At 57.9% G+C, this 18,391-nt stretch carries 19 protein-coding genes; 11 read left to right on the top strand and 8 right to left on the bottom strand.

The window, feature by feature from the left end:
• Positions 1–21: 21 nt before the first annotated feature.
• Complete coding sequence (gene tsgA / locus S7A_RS02545; RefSeq protein WP_009087656.1) at positions 22–1,200, bottom strand: MFS transporter TsgA; 1,179 nt, start codon at positions 1,198–1,200, stop codon at positions 22–24.
• A 263-nt stretch (positions 1,201–1,463) separates the two neighbouring features.
• Between tsgA and ppiA the strand changes: the two genes are divergently transcribed.
• The 5 genes from ppiA (at position 1,464) to S7A_RS02525 (ending at position 4,808) form a co-directional block, all read left to right on the top strand.
• A complete protein-coding gene (ppiA, locus tag S7A_RS02540) occupies positions 1,464–2,036 on the top strand; it encodes a peptidylprolyl isomerase A (RefSeq protein ID WP_009087654.1) in 573 nt (190 codons plus the stop codon).
• 99 nt (positions 2,037–2,135) lie between these two features.
• A complete protein-coding gene (locus tag S7A_RS20660) occupies positions 2,136–2,306 on the top strand; it encodes a YhfG family protein (RefSeq protein WP_009087653.1) in 171 nt (56 codons plus the stop codon).
• Entirely contained in the window at positions 2,296–2,889 is a 594-nt protein-coding gene (locus S7A_RS02535; protein WP_009087652.1) for a putative adenosine monophosphate-protein transferase Fic, read from the top strand. Before S7A_RS20660 ends, S7A_RS02535 begins: the two co-directional genes overlap by 11 nt.
• 41 nt (positions 2,890–2,930) lie before the next feature.
• Positions 2,931–3,506, top strand: coding sequence for an aminodeoxychorismate/anthranilate synthase component II (locus S7A_RS02530; RefSeq protein ID WP_009087650.1), 576 nt, complete (start codon positions 2,931–2,933; stop codon positions 3,504–3,506).
• 81 nt (positions 3,507–3,587) lie between these two features.
• Positions 3,588–4,808 (top strand): aspartate aminotransferase family protein, encoded by a 1,221-nt coding sequence (locus S7A_RS02525; RefSeq protein WP_009087648.1) that lies wholly within the window; start codon positions 3,588–3,590, stop codon positions 4,806–4,808.
• Here S7A_RS02525 and S7A_RS02520 read toward each other — a convergent pair.
• Entirely contained in the window at positions 4,798–6,885 is a 2,088-nt protein-coding gene (locus S7A_RS02520) for a YccS/YhfK family putative transporter (RefSeq protein WP_009087646.1), read from the bottom strand. The two genes, S7A_RS02525 and S7A_RS02520, sit on opposite strands and share 11 nt — an antisense overlap.
• A 57-nt stretch (positions 6,886–6,942) precedes the next feature.
• On the bottom strand, positions 6,943–7,575 hold the full coding sequence (crp, locus tag S7A_RS02515; protein WP_003852956.1) for a cAMP-activated global transcriptional regulator CRP: 633 nt from the start codon (positions 7,573–7,575) through the stop codon (positions 6,943–6,945).
• A gap of 303 nt (positions 7,576–7,878) precedes the next feature.
• Between crp and S7A_RS02510 the strand changes: the two genes are divergently transcribed.
• Positions 7,879–8,283 (top strand): OsmC family protein, encoded by a 405-nt coding sequence (locus S7A_RS02510; protein ID WP_009087644.1) that lies wholly within the window; start codon positions 7,879–7,881, stop codon positions 8,281–8,283.
• Positions 8,284–8,872: 589 nt separating this feature from the next.
• Here the strand turns inward: S7A_RS02510 and S7A_RS02505 are convergent.
• The 3 genes from S7A_RS02505 to S7A_RS02495 all read right to left on the bottom strand — a co-directional run bounded on the left by S7A_RS02505 (position 8,873) and on the right by S7A_RS02495 (position 11,043).
• A complete protein-coding gene (locus S7A_RS02505) occupies positions 8,873–9,742 on the bottom strand; it encodes a phosphoribulokinase (protein WP_009087643.1) in 870 nt (289 codons plus the stop codon).
• 61 nt (positions 9,743–9,803) lie between these two features.
• The gene (locus tag S7A_RS02500) at positions 9,804–10,022 is read right to left on the bottom strand and encodes a YheU family protein (protein WP_009087640.1); all 219 of its coding nucleotides are present in this window, start codon (positions 10,020–10,022) and stop codon (positions 9,804–9,806) included.
• Between the two features lie 4 nt (positions 10,023–10,026).
• Positions 10,027–11,043: a hydrolase gene (locus S7A_RS02495; RefSeq protein ID WP_009087639.1), complete on the bottom strand. Its 1,017-nt coding sequence runs from the start codon at positions 11,041–11,043 to the stop codon at positions 10,027–10,029.
• A 58-nt stretch (positions 11,044–11,101) separates the two neighbouring features.
• Between S7A_RS02495 and S7A_RS02490 the strand changes: the two genes are divergently transcribed.
• A complete protein-coding gene (locus S7A_RS02490) occupies positions 11,102–11,704 on the top strand; it encodes a LysE family translocator (protein ID WP_009087637.1) in 603 nt (200 codons plus the stop codon).
• A 1-nt stretch (position 11,705) separates the two neighbouring features.
• On the opposite strand, the gene S7A_RS02485 is transcribed toward S7A_RS02490, so the two are convergent.
• Positions 11,706–12,686 (bottom strand): LacI family DNA-binding transcriptional regulator, encoded by a 981-nt coding sequence (locus tag S7A_RS02485; protein WP_009087636.1) that lies wholly within the window; start codon positions 12,684–12,686, stop codon positions 11,706–11,708.
• A gap of 240 nt (positions 12,687–12,926) precedes the next feature.
• On the opposite strand from S7A_RS02485, the gene tauA reads away from it, so the two are divergent.
• Genes tauA through tauD form a run of 4 tightly spaced genes read left to right on the top strand, consistent with a single transcriptional unit; the run spans position 12,927 to position 16,341 of the window.
• The gene (gene tauA / locus S7A_RS02480; RefSeq protein WP_009087634.1) at positions 12,927–13,904 is read left to right on the top strand and encodes a taurine ABC transporter substrate-binding protein; all 978 of its coding nucleotides are present in this window, start codon (positions 12,927–12,929) and stop codon (positions 13,902–13,904) included.
• Between the two features lie 9 nt (positions 13,905–13,913).
• Positions 13,914–14,681: a taurine ABC transporter ATP-binding subunit gene (gene tauB, locus S7A_RS02475; protein WP_009087632.1), complete on the top strand. Its 768-nt coding sequence runs from the start codon at positions 13,914–13,916 to the stop codon at positions 14,679–14,681.
• Positions 14,678–15,505 carry a taurine ABC transporter permease TauC gene (tauC, locus tag S7A_RS02470; RefSeq protein ID WP_009087631.1) on the top strand — a complete coding sequence of 276 codons (828 nt, stop codon included), beginning with the start codon at positions 14,678–14,680 and terminating at the stop codon, positions 15,503–15,505. The genes tauB and tauC overlap by 4 nt, the downstream gene beginning before the upstream one ends.
• Positions 15,502–16,341 carry a taurine dioxygenase gene (gene tauD, locus S7A_RS02465; protein ID WP_009087629.1) on the top strand — a complete coding sequence of 280 codons (840 nt, stop codon included), beginning with the start codon at positions 15,502–15,504 and terminating at the stop codon, positions 16,339–16,341. The genes tauC and tauD overlap by 4 nt, the downstream gene beginning before the upstream one ends.
• A 42-nt stretch (positions 16,342–16,383) precedes the next feature.
• Here the strand turns inward: tauD and S7A_RS02460 are convergent, their stop codons facing one another.
• The gene (locus tag S7A_RS02460; RefSeq protein ID WP_009087627.1) at positions 16,384–18,288 is read right to left on the bottom strand and encodes an ABC transporter ATP-binding protein; all 1,905 of its coding nucleotides are present in this window, start codon (positions 18,286–18,288) and stop codon (positions 16,384–16,386) included.
• Between the last annotated feature and the right edge of the window lie 103 nt (positions 18,289–18,391).

Here is an 18,391-nt window from a genome sequence, read left to right as displayed (position 1 = left end):
ATGAATCGCCGCCCTGAAGCATTAATGCGTGATGTGACCGTGCGTACGATGACGGCTGACAAAGCCGAGCAGCGCACACATGACAAACACCACCGCGTAAAGCGCGTTGGCGGTCGCCAGCGCCGTGTGCACTCCGCTTTTCTCAACGATAGGCGCCGTCACTACGAAGGTCAGCATGGTGCCGACGGTGCCACAGGTCAGGATAAAGTTCACCAGCTTCGGTGAGGCGACTTTGGTCTGCAGCGAACCCAGCGTGATGATGGTGGTGTAGATCGCACTGGAGCTGAAGCCAAGAATCATGATGATCCATTTCAGCATGCCGGCATCGTTGCTGCTGACGAACCAGTACATCAGCACCGTGGCCAGACCCGCCAGCACCATCAGAATGCGCTGCAGGTCGAAGAAGCGCAGCAGGAAGCTGAAGACCCACATGCCGACCATATAGGCTGTCCAGAAGCTGCCCACCAGCTGTCCGGCATCATTGATGTTCATGCCCATGACTTTGGTGGCATATTCCGGCACCCAGGAGATGAAGCCCAGCTGGCCGAGAATGTAGCAGAGAGCCGCCACTGCCAGCAGCAGCACGCCCACACCCCATTTCTCTTTTTCCACCGTCGGGCTGTTTTCAGGCTTGCGCAGCACCGGGAACTCCACACACAGCGTCATGATGAAGATTGCGACGTAGATGAAGCCGATGCAGACGTAGACCCAGTACCACGGCAGCTGACGCGCCAGCAGGATCCCGGCCAGGACCGGAAACAGCGTGCCCGCCATGCTGAAGAAGGAGTCCGTGAAGAGCAGGCGGGAACCACGCTGACGACCCTCATACAGATGGGTGATCAGGAAGGTGCCGATCGACATGGTAATGCCGCTGACCACGCCCAGCACAAACATACAGAGCGAGAAGATGGTCAGATCGCGGCTGGTCATCAATCCGACGATCGCCAGGACCATCAGAACGAAGCCGAAAATCAGCTGGCGCTTCAGGGGCACAATCACCATCAGCCAGGCATTCAGGAAGACCGCAGCCAGGATGCCGCTGTTGAGGAAGGTGAAGGTGTTACTCATGCTGGAGACAGGGATCTGGAAATCTTTTGCGATATCGCCCATTACCATGCCGGTAACGATTACCAGTGCGCCCGTCAGCGCATAGGAGAAAAAGCTTATCCAGGTAAGGCCAATACGATTTCGGTTTGTCATGTTCTGAACCTGTTAGGGACCGGGTGCCAAAAAGTGTCAGAAAGTGTAAACGGAACTGTGATCTTAATAAACAAGCAGTGAAACTACAGATCCAAATTTCATGTGTTGTGTGATTTTAATCACGTAATTGCTGAGGGTTAACGTTTGCGTCTCGCTTTTGCGCAGGCAGCGTAAATATAGGTAAAACGCTGGCTCTTGTATTCCATGCTCTTTACACTTAATCACTTTTTTCGATCCCCACTCTCCAGGGTAAGGAACCTTTCATGTTCAAACGTACTTTAACAGCGGCCATTACCCTGTTAGCGCTCTCATCTGTTTCCGCCCAGGCGCTGGCCGCAAAAGGCGACACGCACGTTCTGCTTACCACCTCCGCCGGTAATATCGAACTCGAACTGAATAACCAGAAAGCGCCGATTACCGTAAAAAACTTCGTTGATTACGTTAACAGCGGTTTTTACAACAACACCATTTTTCACCGCGTGATCCCGGGCTTTATGGTGCAGGGCGGCGGTTTCACCACCGATATGCAGCAGAAGCAGACCAACGCGCCGATCAAAAATGAAGCCGATAATGGCCTGCGCAACCTGCGTGGCACCATCTCGATGGCGCGTACTGCGGATAAAGACAGCGCGACCAGCCAGTTCTTCCTCAACGTGGCGGATAACGCCTTCCTCGACCATGGACAGCGCGATTTTGGCTACGCCGTTTTCGGTAAGATTGTGAAAGGCCAGGATGTGGTTGAAAAAATTTCTCAGGTGCCGACCAAAGATGTTGGCCCTTACCAGAATGTCCCGTCTAAACCGGTCGTTATCCTCTCCGCGAAAGTCCTGCCTTAACGCCTTTTGTCGCCATCTGCGGATGGCGATCGCCCGCCGCCTCCGGCAAAGCCAGAATTTGCTCTTATACTTAGGGCAAAAACCTGAGCAGGAGGCGGCATGGCGAACAAACTCACCGAAAAACAGAAGGTCACACTGTGGCAACAGCGGCGCAGCGCCAGCTATCAGGCCAGCTGTCGGCTGGAGGGCTTCACACCGAATGAGATCAGCGTGAAGAGTGACGATGCGGAAACGCGTCTGGCGTCACTGAGGAGGCAATATGGACTCTAACAGCGCCGTCAGCCAGGACCCCTACCTGTGGCAGCACGACAATGTGCTGAAAAATCTGGCCGAAATCCACGATGCCGCCCAGTTGCGTAAGGCGGAGCTGAGCTTCAGTGCGGCGCGTCTCGCCACGCTGGAACTGGGGCCCCGCAACCCCGGTTTGCCCTGGCTGCGTCAGATTCACCGCACCCTGTTCCAGGATCTCTACAGCTGGGCCGGTGAACTGCGCACCATCGATATCTGGCGCGATGAGACGCCGTTCTGTCATTTCGAATATATCGAAAAAGAGGGCAACGCCCTGATGGCCGCGCTGGAAGAGGAGAAGGGGCTGGCTGACCTCCCGCGTGACGCCTTTATCCCGCGTATCGCCCACTACTATTGTGAAATCAACATGCTGCATCCGTTCCGCCATGGCAACGGGCGGGCCCAGCGCATCTTCTTCGAACAGCTGGCGCTGCATGCCGGGTATCTGCTGACGTGGGAAGAGACCGATGCGGAGAGTTGGAAAGCGGCTAATCAGGCTGGTGTGGCGGGCGATCTGGCTCCGCTGGAGGCGGTTTTTGCGAAAGTGGTGAGTGAGGCGGCTTAACCACGTAGAATAGCGGCGCGGTTTATCATTCTGGATCAGTCATGCTGCTGCTTATCGACAACTACGACTCCTTTACCTGGAATCTTTATCAATATTTCTGCGAACTGGATGCGCAGGTTAAGGTGGTGCGCAATGACGCCATCACGCTGGAGCAGATGGCTGCCTTACCGCTGACCCATCTGGTGATCTCCCCTGGCCCCTGTACGCCTTCGGAGTCGGGGATCTCACTGGCGGCCATCCGCCACTTTGCCGGGCAGCTGCCGGTGCTGGGCGTTTGTCTGGGTCATCAGGCTATCGCGCAGGCGTATGGTGCGCAGGTGGTGCGCGCCCGTCAGGTGATGCACGGCAAAACCTCCGCCATTCAGCACACCGGCAAAGGCGTGTTCCGCAATCTCAACAATCCCCTGACGGTTACCCGTTACCATTCGCTGATCGTGCAGCGCGAGACGCTGCCCGATGCGTTCGAGGTCACCGCCTGGAGTCTGCGCGACGGTGAGCCCGACGAGATCATGGGTTTCCGCCATAAAACGCTGGCGCTGGAAGGCGTGCAGTTTCATCCCGAGAGCATTCTCAGCGAGCAGGGTCATCAGCTGCTGCGCAATTTCCTGACGCAATAAGTTGCCTTTGAGTGATTTTTTATGCATATTTTGTGATTATTATTTCAATGTTGCACAACTATCATTCAAATGGGGTCATCAATGGCGGCGGAAAAAATTGCGGTTACCCGGGAGACGTTCGATAACGTTATTTTGCCTGTTTATGCACCTGCGCAGTTTGTGCCGGTAAAAGGCAAAGGCAGTCGTGTATGGGATCAGCAGGGCAAAGAGTATATCGATTTCTCCGGCGGGATCGCCGTCACCGCACTGGGCCACTGCCATCCGGCGCTGGTGGAGGCGCTGAAAAGCCAGGGCGAAACGCTGTGGCATACCAGCAACGTTTTCACCAACGAACCGGCCCTGCGCCTGGCCAGTAAGCTGATCCAGTCCACCTTTGCGGAGCGCGTTTTCTTTGCTAACTCCGGTGCCGAAGCGAACGAAGCCGCCTTTAAGCTGGCGCGTTACTACGCCTGCAAACGTCACAGCCCTTTCAAAAGTAAGATCATCGCCTTTCATAACGCCTTCCACGGGCGGACGCTGTTTACCGTCACGGTTGGCGGTCAGCCAAAATATTCAGACGGCTTCGGCCCGAAACCGGCGGACATCGTGCATGTGCCGTTCAATGACCTGGAGGCGGTAAAAGCGGTTATCGACGATCACACCTGTGCCATCGTGGTGGAACCGATTCAGGGCGAAGGCGGCGTGATGCCCGCGACGCAGGCCTTTATGCAGGGACTGCGTGAGCTGTGCGATAAGCATCAGGCGCTGCTGGTGCTGGACGAAGTGCAGAGCGGTATGGGCCGCAGCGGCAAGCTGTTCGCCTATGAGCACTATGGTGTTCAGCCCGATATCCTGACCTCAGCCAAAGCGCTGGGCGGCGGTTTCCCGGTCAGCGCCATGCTGACCACCAATGAGATCGCCTCGACGATGGCGCCAGGCGTGCATGGCACTACCTACGGCGGCAACCCGCTGGCCTGTGCGATTGCCGAAACCGCACTCGATATCATCAATACGCCAGAGGTACTGTCAGGCGTTGAGGCGCGTCGTCAGCACTTTGTGAACGCCTTACAGGCTATCGATGCGAAGTACGATCTGTTCAGCGATATTCGCGGCAAGGGGCTGCTGATTGGCGCGGCGCTGAAACCGCAGCATGCCGGACGGTCGCGCGATATCCTCAATGCCGCGGCCGCTGAAGGCGTGATGGTGCTGGTCGCCGGCACCGACGTGATGCGTTTTGCCCCGTCGCTGATCATCGAGCCTGCTGACATCGAAGAGGGCATGAGCCGCTTTGCCACGGCTGTCGGCAAAGTGCTCAACGGCTAGCGGATTTTTTCCGTAAGTGTCTGATCAGCCAGCGGCCATGTTGTGGTCGCTGGCTCCACGCCAGCGAGGAGATGGTGTGCATGACGCTGAGATGATCGAGAATGCGTCGCACATGCTGCTCTACCACCGTTACCGGTCCTTCACTGATATTCCCCAGCTCATCCAGCAGATTAACCTGCGAACTGGCACCCTCATATTCCAGCCGCTGCTGACAGCGTTGCAGCGCGATCTCACAGGATTGCAGGTAACGTTCCGCCAGCGAGGGGGTCAGCATGGTGTGCTCACGCGCCAGAATGGTCATCGCATTGATGTGCTCGACGATAAACTGGCTGTGCGTGACCCAGAGCCGCATATCTTTCAGATACTGGGCGTTGAAACCCGGCTCCTGCATCGCCTGATTCAGCGAGTTAAACAGCGCATTGTGCGCCTGATTCACCTGCACGCGCTGATAAGCCAGCTTGCCGGGTGCCTGTTCCTCTCCCAGCAGGAGGCGCAGCGCATCCTGATAGGTTTCCAGCGCGTCATGGGCATTTTGCCGCAGTAAGCCACTCTGCCACTGCGGCCAGAGCCAGATCATGCCGCCAAAGGCGATCAGGCAGCCCATCAGCGTATCCATCAGTCGCGGCAGCAGAAACTGCGCGCCATTCAGTGAGAGGAGCTGCAGCGAGTAAACCGCAGTGACCGTAAAGCCAATCATCGACCAGCCATAAAACTGACGGGTAAAGCGATAGCTGATGAAGGTAATCGCCAGCATCACCAGCAGGACGACAGGTTCCGGCACCGCCAGACGCAGTGTGGCCGCCGCGACCACCAGGCCGGCAAAGGTGCCGAGCGCACGGTGCTGGATACGGACGCGGGTGGCGCTGTAGCCGTTCTGGCTGACGAACATGATCGTCATCAGAATCCAGTAGGGCTTAGGGATGTTGAAGAAGAGCGCCAGCGCGCTGCCCAGCATCAGCATGACCGCAAAGCGACCGGCAGTGCGCAGCGCTGAGGAGCGAAATGAGAGGTAGCTGCGCAGTGCCGGGAGCAGCGGCAGACGGCGCTGGCGGTCAGCCATCAGATCGCGCTGGTAAAGCGGCTTCTGGGTGCGCAGCACCCGCGCAATGCGGTTGAAGTGATAAAGGCAGAAGTGGCCCACCGGATTGTCGGGATGCTGACGGGCGATCTTCTCCAGCGCGCCAAGCTGTTTATCCATCGCAAAACGATCGGCTAACTGGTGGTAGAGAATGGTATCGGCCAGCACCCGCAGCCGGGCTGAGATGGTTTTGGCGTTCCAGCGGATCACCGCTTCAGCATGGCTCTGCTCAACCAGTTTCTGCACCTCTTCCGGCCGGTGCAGGCTGACCGAGATGTGCTCCTGCAGATCCAGCGCCACCTGAAAGGCGCGCGTCAGCCGTTTATGGCTATTGTCGCGGCTCGCCGACAGCATATGCATCTGCTGATAACAGGTGTTGATCAAATCGACCACTTTCTGCTGGCGAGCCAGCAGCGGCGGCAGGGCCTTCTCCGGATCGGTCAGCTGCGTCAGCAGGGTATATTTGGCATCGCAGTAGTTCGCCAGCTCGCGGTAGATCAGGCTCAGGCTTTCGCGCATCGGCTGCTCTTTCCACAGCCAGAACCAGAACCAGTTAAACACGCCATACCAGAGGGTGCCGCCGATATAGAGCAGCGGCGGCACATAGATGGGCATGCGGCCCGTCAGGCTCAGGGTAAAAATAGCGGCGATGAGGGTGCCGGAGAGCAGGCGGCCATGCAGCGGGCTGATCTCCCCGGTGACGCCCAGCAACAGGGGCATCGCAAACAGGATCAGCGGCAGCGGAACCGCATGCAGGGTAAGCCACTGGATCAGGAAGCTGCCAAGCGCAAACAGGCTGCCGCCCACAATCAGACGTTTGAAGAAGCGTTTATGCGGGGTATCGAGACCGGCAATGTTGCAGCAGGCGGGGACTAACGAGAACAGCAGACCTTTTTGCAGGTCGCCAGCCAGCCAGCCCAGCGCGACCGGCAGGCAGAGCACCAGCGTTTGCCGCAGGGCATAGTTCACTTCAGGGTGATAAATAATTCGACGCCACATCGGCTCAGCACAAACAATAACGGCGTGATGCGAACATCACGCCGTGGATGACAGGAATTAGCGGGTGCCGTAAACGACGATGGTTTTGCCGTGTGCAGAGATCAGGTTCTGATCTTCCAGCATCTTCAGAATACGGCCCACGGTTTCGCGTGAACAACCTACAATCTGGCCAATTTCCTGACGGGTAATTTTAATTTGCATGCCGTCGGGATGCGTCATGGCATCTGGCTGTTTCGCCAGGTTAAGCAGCGTCTGTGCAATGCGTCCGGTCACGTCGAGGAAAGCGAGGTTACCCACTTTTTCTGACGTCACCTGCAGGCGACGCGCCATCTGCGACGAGAGTCGCATCAGGATGTCAGGGTTCACCTGAATCAGCTGGCGGAATTTCTTGTAGGAGATCTCCGCCACTTCGCACGCGCTTTTTGCACGTACCCAGGCGCTGCGCTCCTGACCTTCTTCAAACAGGCCAAGCTCGCCGATGAAATCCCCCTGATTGAGGTAGGAAAGAATCATCTCTTTGCCTTCTTCATCTTTAATCAGAACCGCGACGGAACCTTTCACGATGTAGTAAAGCGTTTCAGCTTTTTCACCTTGGTGAATCAGCGTACTTTTGGATGGATACTTGTGAATATGGCAATGGGACAGGAACCATTCGAGTGTAGGGTCTGTTTGCGGTTTGCCGAGAACCATTCGCTATTATCCTCTGTTGTAATCGTGCCCAAAATACAGGGGGCAGTTTTCCCTGTCAGGCGGTGAAAGCTTCAAGCGTTTCCTTTTCAGGAAATTATTCGGGCCGCATCAGGCGCAGTGCGCATCATTCTTCCCGGCTTCGCCATCGGGTGACGAAAAATATTTTCAGCTCTGTTTGTAGCACAGCTTTTGCCGACTGTCTTCTGTTGTCTCGCTTCAGCTAAGGGCGGATTTCTCTGGATTGCTGTTTATCAGGCGAAAGCGTACTCTGGCGACAAAACAGCGTATTCCGGAGCAAAAATCATGCAGGCAAGAGTGAAATGGGTAGAAGGGATGACATTCCTTGGTGAGTCATCCTCCGGCCATCAGATCCTTATGGATGGCAATTCAGGGGATAAAGCGCCCAGCCCAATGGAGATGGTGCTGATGGCGGCGGGCGGATGCAGCGCGATCGACGTGGTATCAATTCTGCAAAAAGGCCGCAACGATGTGGCTGATTGTGAAGTAAAACTGACCTCAGAACGTCGTGAAGAGGCGCCGCGAATCTTTACGCACATCAACCTGCATTTTATCGTGAGTGGCAAAGCACTCCAGGATAAAGCGGTCTCACGCGCGGTGGATCTTTCTGCTGAAAAATATTGTTCGGTGGCCATCATGCTGGGGAAAGGGGTGACGATGACGCACAGCTATGAGGTGGTTGAGCTGTAATAGCCGCAGGTTTTTTTAAAGTTGCTGGCTGTCCGGTGTGAGGCCGTGCCTGGATGGGGGAATTCACTTTGAGACTGTGCCTGCGCAGAAAACCGGGTCGGATCGATTTGTGGTGGTTCGCTGTCAGGCCGTGCCTGCGCAGGAAACCGGGTCAGATCGGAAAGTCGCTTGAGCCAATCCATGGCCGCTCGGCCCGCGCGATTACGCACCTCATCCCTGAGGTGCGCCCGTAGCCGGGCCAACACGTTGCGTTGTTCAAAAACGCTCCCGGCGTTTTATCCGGGCGGCGGGACGCTTTCCTCTTCTGACCCGGTTCCCTGCATGATGAGCTTTCGTGTTGCTGTCAGATTCTTTGTATGCAGGTTTTGTTTGTAGCGGCCTTACTGAAACCGGATGCGGCTACCGGACATGAAGCGAAGGGAGCATACGCCTGTAGCAAAGCATAGCGGGCCAGGAATGGCGGTTTTGCGTCTTTACGAAAGGCGTATTCTCCCTGAAGCCTGCTCAGCAGTAAGCCTTAATCCGCAGAAAAACCGGTTTTACATTTTTGCAAAAGGCATCTGCTATCTGAGGGTTTTTTGCTGACCTCTTACTCTATCCGTTTACCTTCCATCAGCCGCTTCACCAGCGGCCCCATGATCAGCTCCATCGCCAGCCCCATTTTACCGCCGGGCACCACCAGCGTATTGATATGCGAGATAAACGACCCCTGCAGCATCGCCAGCAGATAGGGGAAGTCGATATCCTCCAGTCCCTGAAAGTGGATCACTACAAAGCTCTCATCCAGTGACGGGATAGCGCGGGCGGCAAACGGGTTCGAAGTATCCACGGTCGGGACGCGCTGAAAGTTAATATGGGTGCGGGAGAACTGGGGCGTAATGAAGTTGATGTAATCCTCCATCGACCGCACCACCGAATCCATCACTGCCTCGCGGGAGTGGCCGCGCTCGCTGGTGTCCCGCACCAGCTTCTGAATCCATTCAAGGTTAACAATCGGCACCACGCCCACCAGCAGATCCACCTGCTCTGCGACGTTATGCTGCGCGGTAACCACGCCGCCATGCAGGCCTTCGTAGAACAGAATATCGGTGTCCTGCGGCAACGGCTGCCACGGCGTAAAGGTGCCAGGCACCTGATTCCACGGCACCGCCTCATCATAGGTGTGCAGATATTTACGCGACTGGCCCTGTCCGCTTTGACCATACTCTTTGAAACTCTGCTCCAGCAGGCCAAAGTCGTTGGCCTCCGGGCCGAAATAGCTGACGTGACGTCCTAAATCGCGCGCTTTACGAATCGCCATATCCATTTCAGGACGGGTAAAGCGGTGAAAGCTGTCGCCTTCCAGCTCCGCCGCATGCAGATTTAGCTGCTGGAAGATTTTGCGAAACGCGAGGCTGGTGGTGGTGGTTCCTGCGCCGCTGGAACCGGTCACCGCGATAATGGGATGACGAGCAGACATAGAAAAGCTCCCTGTGTGGTCGGGCAATGAGCATTGTTATCATGAAATGCCCGCCGGTGCATCAGCCGCGAAATTCTTTGCGCGGCATAATATTGACCGACTCATGCAGTTCCGACCATACCAGCACCACTTCGCCAGACTCCAGCTGCCGACGCACATCCGCGACCTTGTCGACCAGGCTGCGCTCCTGTTCGCCATAGTCGGTGCCTTCGCGCAGCACAAACGTTTCAATCAGGTTTTCGAGGGTCTCCGGGGAGACCTGTTGCCAGGGAATAATCACGCGATCAGTTATCCAGAATAGGGGCGATCCACTGGGGGATGCGCTGTTCCAGCCACATTTCGGGCTGACGTAACGTCCCACCGACAAAGCCGACATGGCCGCCGTGTGGGCTCAGTTGATAAGTAATAGTGGCAGATAATTGGCTGCTGTGCGGGATCACCTCATCGCTCATAAAGGGATCGTCTTTCGCATGGATGATCAGCAGCGGTGTTTCGACCTGCTTCAGCCACGGCATGGCGCTGGCACGCTGATAGTAGTCGGTCGCATCCGCAAACCCGTGGGCACGGGCCGTGATCGCGTCATCAAAATCACGCAGTCGCCGCAGGGCTTTCAGTTGCGCCAGGTTGACCGGCAGCGTATCCGGCCAGGCGTGTAGCTTGCGGCGGGCATTTTTCTTCAGTTGCGCCAGCAGATAGTACTGATAGACGCGGGAAAAGCCGCGCTCCAGTCTCAGGCTGCAGGGTTCCAGCTGCAGCGGGGCGGAGACGATCACGCCCGCATCAACCCCGGCGTCTGCACCCTGCTGACCCAGCAGGCAGCCCAGCATATTGCCGCCCAGCGAGAAGCCTACGGCGGCGGTGGGCACGCGTCCCCAGCGGTGGTGCAGCCACTGCAGGAAAAAGCGGGCATCGTCAGTTTCGCCGGAGTGATAGATCCGGTTCAGCCGGTTAGGCTCGCCGCTGCAGCCGCGAAAATGCATCACCACCGCCAGCCAGCCGCGCGCACGGCAGATGGCCATCAGGCCATGGATATAGGGGCTGTGAAAACTCCCCTCCAGACCGTGAAACAGCACCACACGCGGTTTATGCTGCGCCGTGTGCGGATCTTCGCTCCAGGCGAGGTCGACAAAATCGCCATCCGGCAGATCGAGACGCTGCCAGTGGGGCTGGAGAGTGACATGGCGCCGCAACAGGCGCGGCAGCACGGTCTGCAGATGCGCATTACGCAGTGAGCCCGGCGGGATAAAGCGCTCATTTCCGGGTCCGGTAAATTTCATGGGGTAAAAGCTTGTCTGTTCCATATCACACTGTTAGCTTCGAAAGGTTTTTTCTTGCAGGGGTAAGGAGTACCCGATTGCCATGGAACTGAGTCTTTTCTTATCGATGTTAGGGTTTCTCTGGGTCGCTGCCATTACGCCAGGCCCTAATAATATGTTACTCACCGCCTCGGGCGCTAATTTTGGCTTTGTGCGCACCATTCCGCTGATGATTGGCATCATGATCGGCATGCAGGTGATGTTGCTGATGGTGGCCTTTGGAGTGGGTGGCCTGATCCTGCTCTATCCGTCACTGCATCTGATGCTGAAAATCGCCGGCAGCCTCTATCTGCTCTGGCTGGCGTGGAAAATCGCCACAGCCAGCTATGAAAAGCTGGAAACTGACCAGGGCCCGGACGCGCCGATGCCGTTCTGGCAGGGGGGCGTGCTGCAGCTGATCAACCCCAAAGCCTGGCTGATGGCGCTGGGTGCGGTCGCCAGCTTCAGCCTGGCAGGGGACGCTTATCGCCATTCGATTGCCGCGATAAGCATCGGCATGTTTATGGTCAATCTGCTGTCGGGCGCAATCTGGATGGGATTCGGCGCGATGATTGGCCGCATTCTGCGCAGCCGTCGCGCCTGGAAAATCTTCAACCTCGCCATGGGGCTGCTGACTGCCGCCTGCGTGCTGTTAATCTGGCACTGAGTTAACTGGATGCGCGTTCAACGCGCGTCCAGGGCAGCACTTCGCGAACTACTGGCGCGTTCGGATTACGGATCTTCTGCAACAGCAGCTGCACGCTGCGAGCGCCCAGCTGGTTCATCGGCTGTTCGATGGTGGTCAGCGGCGGATTCAGGCTGCGGGTGAACGGAATCCCATCAAAACCGACCACCGCCAGATCTTCCGGTACGCGCAGACCTGCCTCCAGTGCCGCATGCACCACGCCCACCGCCAGCACATCGGAAACCGCAAACACCGCATCCGGCGGTTCCGGCAGCGCCAGCAGCTCCTTCACGGCCTGACTGCCCGCCTCAGGGGAAATTTCATCGGTATAAGCGACGCCAGACCAGGGATACTCCAGCTCTTCCAGTGCCTGCCGGTAGCCCTTTTCACGATGATGTGAATAGAGGTAGCGCATATCGCCATTCACCAGCCCGATGCGTTTACGTCCTTTACCGGCCAGGTAATGGACGGTGTCACGCGCAGCTTCAAGATGATCGATGGTGACCGAGGAGGCGGGGATCGTCGGATCAAACTCGCAGCACTGCACCCACGGCGCACCGGCGATCAGCGCCTGCAAATCCTGCAAGCCCGACGCGGCATCCATGGTAATCACGCCATCCACCACTTTTCCGGTCAGCAAACTCAGATAGGCGGCTTCCCGCTGCAGCTGCGAAGCGGAGTTGCAGAGCAGGATGTGATAGCCATGCAGTTCGGCTTCTGCCTCTATCCCCTGCACCACGCGCGAGCAGAAGGGATTGGTGATATCTGAGATCAGCACCAGCAGCATGTGGCTTTGCGCCGTACGCAGCTGACGTGCCAGTAAGTTGGGCTGATAGTCGCAGGCAGAGATCGCCGCCAGCACTTTCTCACGCGTATCGGGCTTGACGCCAGGATGCGCGTTGAGTACCCGCGATACCGTGGCTTTGGAGACGCCAGCCAGCTGAGCGACTTTCTCAATCGACATCGGGTTACAGAGACCTTAACAGGCAATGAATGGGAACACATATCAATAACACAGGGACAATGTGAGCGCCTGACATTTTTGCTTACTTTAGCTATTTTCAGCATTTGCGATTTCTGACTTAGTTTTGCAGATAGTGATCTAAGAACTTATTTCTATTAGGGATAATTTTTAATTCCTTTATGAAACTATAGTGCGCAGAGACACTGCCCCCACGATAAAAAAACAGGGGGGAAAACGATCATGGCAACAACACGTTTCACACTTTTAGCCGCCGCGCTGGCGCTGCTGGCTTTCCGGGCTGATGCGGTGAATGTCACCGTGGCCTACCAGACTTCCGCCGAACCGGCAAAAGTGGCGCAGGCGGACAACAGTTTTGCCAAAGATAGCGGGGCCAGCGTCGACTGGCGTAAGTTTGACAGCGGCGCGGGCGTATTACGTGCGCTGGCCTCCGGTGACGTCCAGATTGGTAATATCGGTTCCAGTCCGTTAGCAGTGGCCGCGGCGCAGAAGCTGCCGATTGAAGCCTTTTTACTCGCGTCGCAGCTGGGTAATTCGGAAGCCCTGGTCGTGAAAAAGAGCATCACCTCCCCGAAAGATCTTATCGGCAAGCGCATCGCGGTGCCGTTCATCTCCACCACCCACTACAGCCTGCTGGCTGCGCTGAAACACTGGGGCATTAAGCCGTCGCAGGTTCAGCTGGTTAATCTGCAGCCGCCCGCGATTATTGCTGCCTGGCAGCGCGGCGATATTGACGGGGCCTATGTCTGGGCACCCGCGGTGAATGAGCTGGAAAAAGAGGGCAGGGTATTAACCGACTCTTCGCAGGTGGGGAGCTGGGGATCACCGACGCTGGATGTCTGGGTCGTACGCAAAGATTTTGCCGAACAGCATCCGGAGATCGTCACTGCCTTTGCCCGCAGCGCTATCGAGGCGCAACAGGCCTACCTGAAGAGTCCTGACAGCTGGCTGAAGCAGCCCGAAAACCTCAGCAAACTGTCACGCCTGAGCGGGGTGCCGGAAGCGCAGGTGCCGGACCTGGTGAAGGGGAATACCTATCTGACGGCGCAGCAGCAGGTTGAGCAGCTGGGCAAACCGGTCAATAAAGCGATTGTCGATACCGCGCAGTTTCTGAAAGCGCAGGGCCGAGTGCCACAGGCCGATAACGACTACAGCAGCTACGTCACTTCCCGCTTCGTCGCGCCACTCGTTAAACAGTAAGGAGGCACTATGCTGCGCATCGCTCACCTTAATGCACGGTATGCCGGGCAGCCGGTGTTGCAGGATATCAACCTGCAACTGGACAGCCAGGAACTGCTGGTGGTACTGGGCCCCTCCGGCTGCGGCAAAACCACGCTGCTGAATCTGGTCGCCGGATTCCTGCCGGTTGAGTCGGGCTCCATTACGCTGGATAACCAGCCGGTGACCGGACCGGGCGCGGAGCGCGGCGTGGTGTTTCAGAATGAGGGGCTGCTGCCGTGGCGCAACGTCCTGGATAATGTCGCGTTTGGCCTGCAGCTGGCCGGGATGCCCCGCCAGCCGCGTGAGGCGGTGGCGCGCCGCCTGATCAGACAGGTGGGGCTGGAAGGGGCGGAGAAGCGCGCCATCTGGCAGCTCTCTGGCGGTCAGCGTCAGCGGGTGGGCATCGCACGCGCGCTGGCGACCGATCCGCAACTGCTGCTGCTGGATGAACCCTTCGGTGCGCTGGATGCGTTTACCCGCGAACAGATGCAGACCCTGCTGCTGACGCTGTGGCGTGACAGCGGTAAACAGATCCTGCTGATTACGCACGACATTGAAGAGGCGATTTTCCTCGCCAGCGAACTGATTCTGCTCTCACCCGGACCGGGCCGCATTGTCGAGCGGCTGCGCCCCGATTTTGGCCGGCGCTTTGCCGCGGGCGAGTCGTGCCGCAGCATCAAATCCGATCCGCAGTTTATCGCCCAGCGCGAGTATGTGCTGAGCCGGGTGTTTGATCAGCGGGAGGCATTTGCATGAGCGCGCTTATCAACGACAAATCTCTGCCGGTGCGCCGTCGGCTGCGCTGGCCTTTCTCAACTGCCCTGACGCTGAGCCTGCTGAGTCTCTCTCTGCTGTTACTGCTCTGGTGGGGCGTGACCGCACTGGGCCTGATCGCGCCGCTGTTTCTGCCATCGCCGCAGCAGGTGTTCAGCAAGCTGCTGCTGATTGCCAGCGCACAGGGGTTTATGGATGCCACGCTCTGGCAGCATCTGGCCGCCAGCCTGACGCGCATGCTGATTGCGCTGACCGCTGCTGCCGCCATCGGTATTCCGACCGGCATTCTGATGGGCCTCAGCCCGGTTGCGCGTGGACTGCTCGATCCGCTGATTGAGCTTTATCGCCCGATTCCGCCTCTCGCCTATCTGCCCCTGATGGTGATCTGGTTCGGCATCGGTGAAACCTCAAAAATTCTGCTGATCTATCTGGCCATCTTCGCACCGGTGACGCTCTCCACCCTGGCCGGGGTACGAAACACACAGCCGGTGCGGCTGCGGGCGGCCCGCTCGCTGGGGGCTAACCGCTGGCAGCTGCTGCGCTGGGTGATTCTGCCGGGTGCGCTGCCGGAGATCCTGACCGGACTGCGCATCGGTCTGGGCGTGGGCTGGTCGACGCTGGTGGCGGCTGAACTGATTGCCGCCACGCGAGGACTGGGGTTTATGGTGCAGTCGGCCGGAGAGTTTCTTGCCACCGATGTGGTGCTGGCAGGTATCGCGGTGATAGCCGTTATCGCTTTTAGCTTAGAACTCGGGCTCCGCGCATTGCAGCGCCGTCTGACGCCCTGGAGTGGAGAACAATCATGAGTGAACGTCTCAGTTTTACCCCGCTTGGCCCCTATATTGGCGCACAGGTTTCTGACCTGGATGTCTCGCGCCCCCTGAGCGATGCGCAGTTTGAGCAGCTCTATCACGGCCTGCTGCGGCATCAGGTGCTGTTTCTGCGCGATCAGCAGATTACGCCGGAGCAGCATCGCGCGCTGGCAGTGCGCTTCGGTGACCTGCATATTCATCCGGTCTATCCGCATGCGGAAGGCGTGGAGGAGATTATCGTGCTGGATACCCACCAGGATAACCCGCCGGATAATGATAACTGGCACACCGACGTCACCTTTATCGACACGCCGCCTGCGATTGCGCTGCTGGCTTCCAAGGTGCTACCGGCGGCGGGCGGCGATACGCTCTGGACCAGCGGGATAGCGGCTTACGAGGCGCTCTCTGAACCCTTTAAGCAACTGCTGACGGGCCTGAGTGCGGAACACGATTTTAAAAAGTCCTTCCAGGAGTATAAGTACCGCAAAACCCCGGAGGAGCATCAGCGCTGGCAGCAGGCGGTCGATAAACATCCGCCGGTGCAGCATCCGGTGATCCGCACCCATCCGGTCAGCGGCAAAAAAGCCCTGTTTGTGAATGAGGGGTTCACGACGCGGATCGTGGAGTTAAGTGAGAAGGAGAGTGAGGCGGTATTGCGCTTTCTGTTCGCTCACGCCACCAAACCGGAGTTTCAGGTGCGCTGGCGCTGGCAGCCCAACGATCTGGCTATCTGGGATAATCGGGTTACACAACACTACGCTAATGCCGACTACTATCCGGCGCGCCGGATTATGCAGCGGGCCACCGTCCTGGGCGACAGACCCCGTTAAGCGCACAGCCTTCTCCCTGCGGGCAGGGAGAAGGCCAGCCCGTCAGGACGCCATCATCTGTTCGAGCTGCTCCTGCGCCTCCAGCCACGCCATCTCCACCTCTTCCAGCGCCGATTTACTCTCTGCCTGACGCTGCAGCGCGGTGGTCAGATCCGCTTTGCGGCCAGGATCATAAATGGCACTGTCCGAAAGCTGAGCTTCGGCATCGGCCAGCTGGCTCTGCCATTTGCTCATCTGCTTTTCCAGCTTTTCGATCTCTTTACGCAGCGGCTGAGTTTGCGCACGCAGTTCGGCATCGCGGCGCTTCTGATCTTTTCGCGCCTGGGCGCTGTTGCCGTTGTCCTGCTTTGGCGCGGCCTCCTGTTGCGCCTGCTGCTTCTGCAGATCGCTCAGCCACTGCTGATAATCTTCGAGGTCGCCGGCAAAGACATCCACTTTGCCGTCGTGCACCAGATAGAGATCGTCCGTGGTGGCGCGCAGCAGATGGCGATCGTGCGACACCACCACCAGCGCGCCTTCGAAGTCGATCAGCGCTTCCGTCAGCGCCTGGCGCATATCCAGATCAAGGTGGTTAGTCGGTTCATCCAGTAGCAGCAGGTTAGGGCGCTGCCAGACAATCAGTGCCAGCACCAGGCGCGCTTTCTCACCGCCGGAGAAGCGTTCGGTGATTTCCGTGACTTTATCGCCGCGGAAGTCAAAGCCGCCCAGATAGTCGCGCAGCTGCTGCTCCAGCACGTTCGGCGCAATGCGCGCCAGATGCTGCAGCGGGGACTCGTCGGCCCGCAGGTACTCGAGCTGATGCTGGGCGAAGTAACCGAGCTTGATCCCTTTCGCCAGGCCAATCCTGCCCTCCATCGCCTCCAGCTCACCCGCCAGCAGCTTAATCAGGGTCGATTTACCCGCCCCGTTGCGGCCCAGCAGACCGATGCGCGAACCCGGCACCAGGTTGAGCTTGATGGCGTCGAGAATGATGCGATCGCCATACCCCGCCGTGACCTTCTCCATCTTCAGAATCGGGTTAGGCAGGTTTTCCGGCTTGCGGAAGGTGAAGCTGAACGGGTTATCGACATGGGCAGGCGCGATCATCTCCATGCGCTCCAGCATTTTGATGCGGCTCTGCGCCTGTTTCGCCTTGGAGGCTTTGGCACGGAAGCGGTCAATGTAGCTGTGCAGATGCGCCACCTTCTCCTGCTGACTCTCATACAGCGACTGCTGCTGAGCCAGTTTGGCGACGCGCTGCCGCTCAAAGGAGGTGTAGTTGCCGGTATATTCGAACATCGACGCCTGTTCGATATGAATGATTTTGTCGACCACCGGATCGAGAAAGTCACGGTCATGCGAGATCAGGATCAGGGTACCTTCGTAACTCTTCAGCCAGCGCTCCAGCCAGATCACCGCATCAAGATCGAGGTGGTTGGTCGGTTCATCCAGCAACAGCAGATCGGAGCGGCAGATCAGCGCCTGTGCCAGATTGAGGCGCATCCGCCAGCCACCGGAGAAGTCGCTGACCGGGCGCTGCAGCTGCTCCTGACTGAAGCCCAGACCATGCAGCAGGCTGGCGGCGCGCGCATGGATACTCCACGCCTGCACCGCATCAAGCTTGCCGTGCAGCAGGGCGATCGCATTGCCGTCGTCCCGCCGGTTCGCCTCCGCCAGTTCAGCCTCAAGCTGGCGATAGTCGCGGTCGCCATCAATCACATACTCCAGCGCGGCTTTGTCCAGCGCGGGGGTTTCTTGGTTAACCCAGGCCAGCGCCCAGTGAGCAGGAAAGGTGACGGTGCCGGCATCGCTGGTGATCTCACCTTTTAACAGCGACAGCAGCGTGGATTTTCCACAGCCGTTTTTACCCACCAGCCCGACCTTCTGACCGGGATTAATGGTGGCGGTGGCATTGTCGAGCAGGACGCGGATGCCGCGGCGAATTTGTAAGGCAGAGAAGACAATCATGTAAGCGCCGTATCGTCAGAATATGTTAATTTACTGGCAACATAATGAGATTTTGCTGCGTCGTGCATGGTAGCCGAAAACCGCACCAATGACGACGCTTTGG

Source organism: Pantoea sp. Sc1, from assembly GCF_000255315.1.
GTDB classification, from domain to species: domain Bacteria; phylum Pseudomonadota; class Gammaproteobacteria; order Enterobacterales; family Enterobacteriaceae; genus Pantoea; species Pantoea anthophila.
This window is presented reverse-complemented; position numbering and strand designations above follow the sequence as displayed.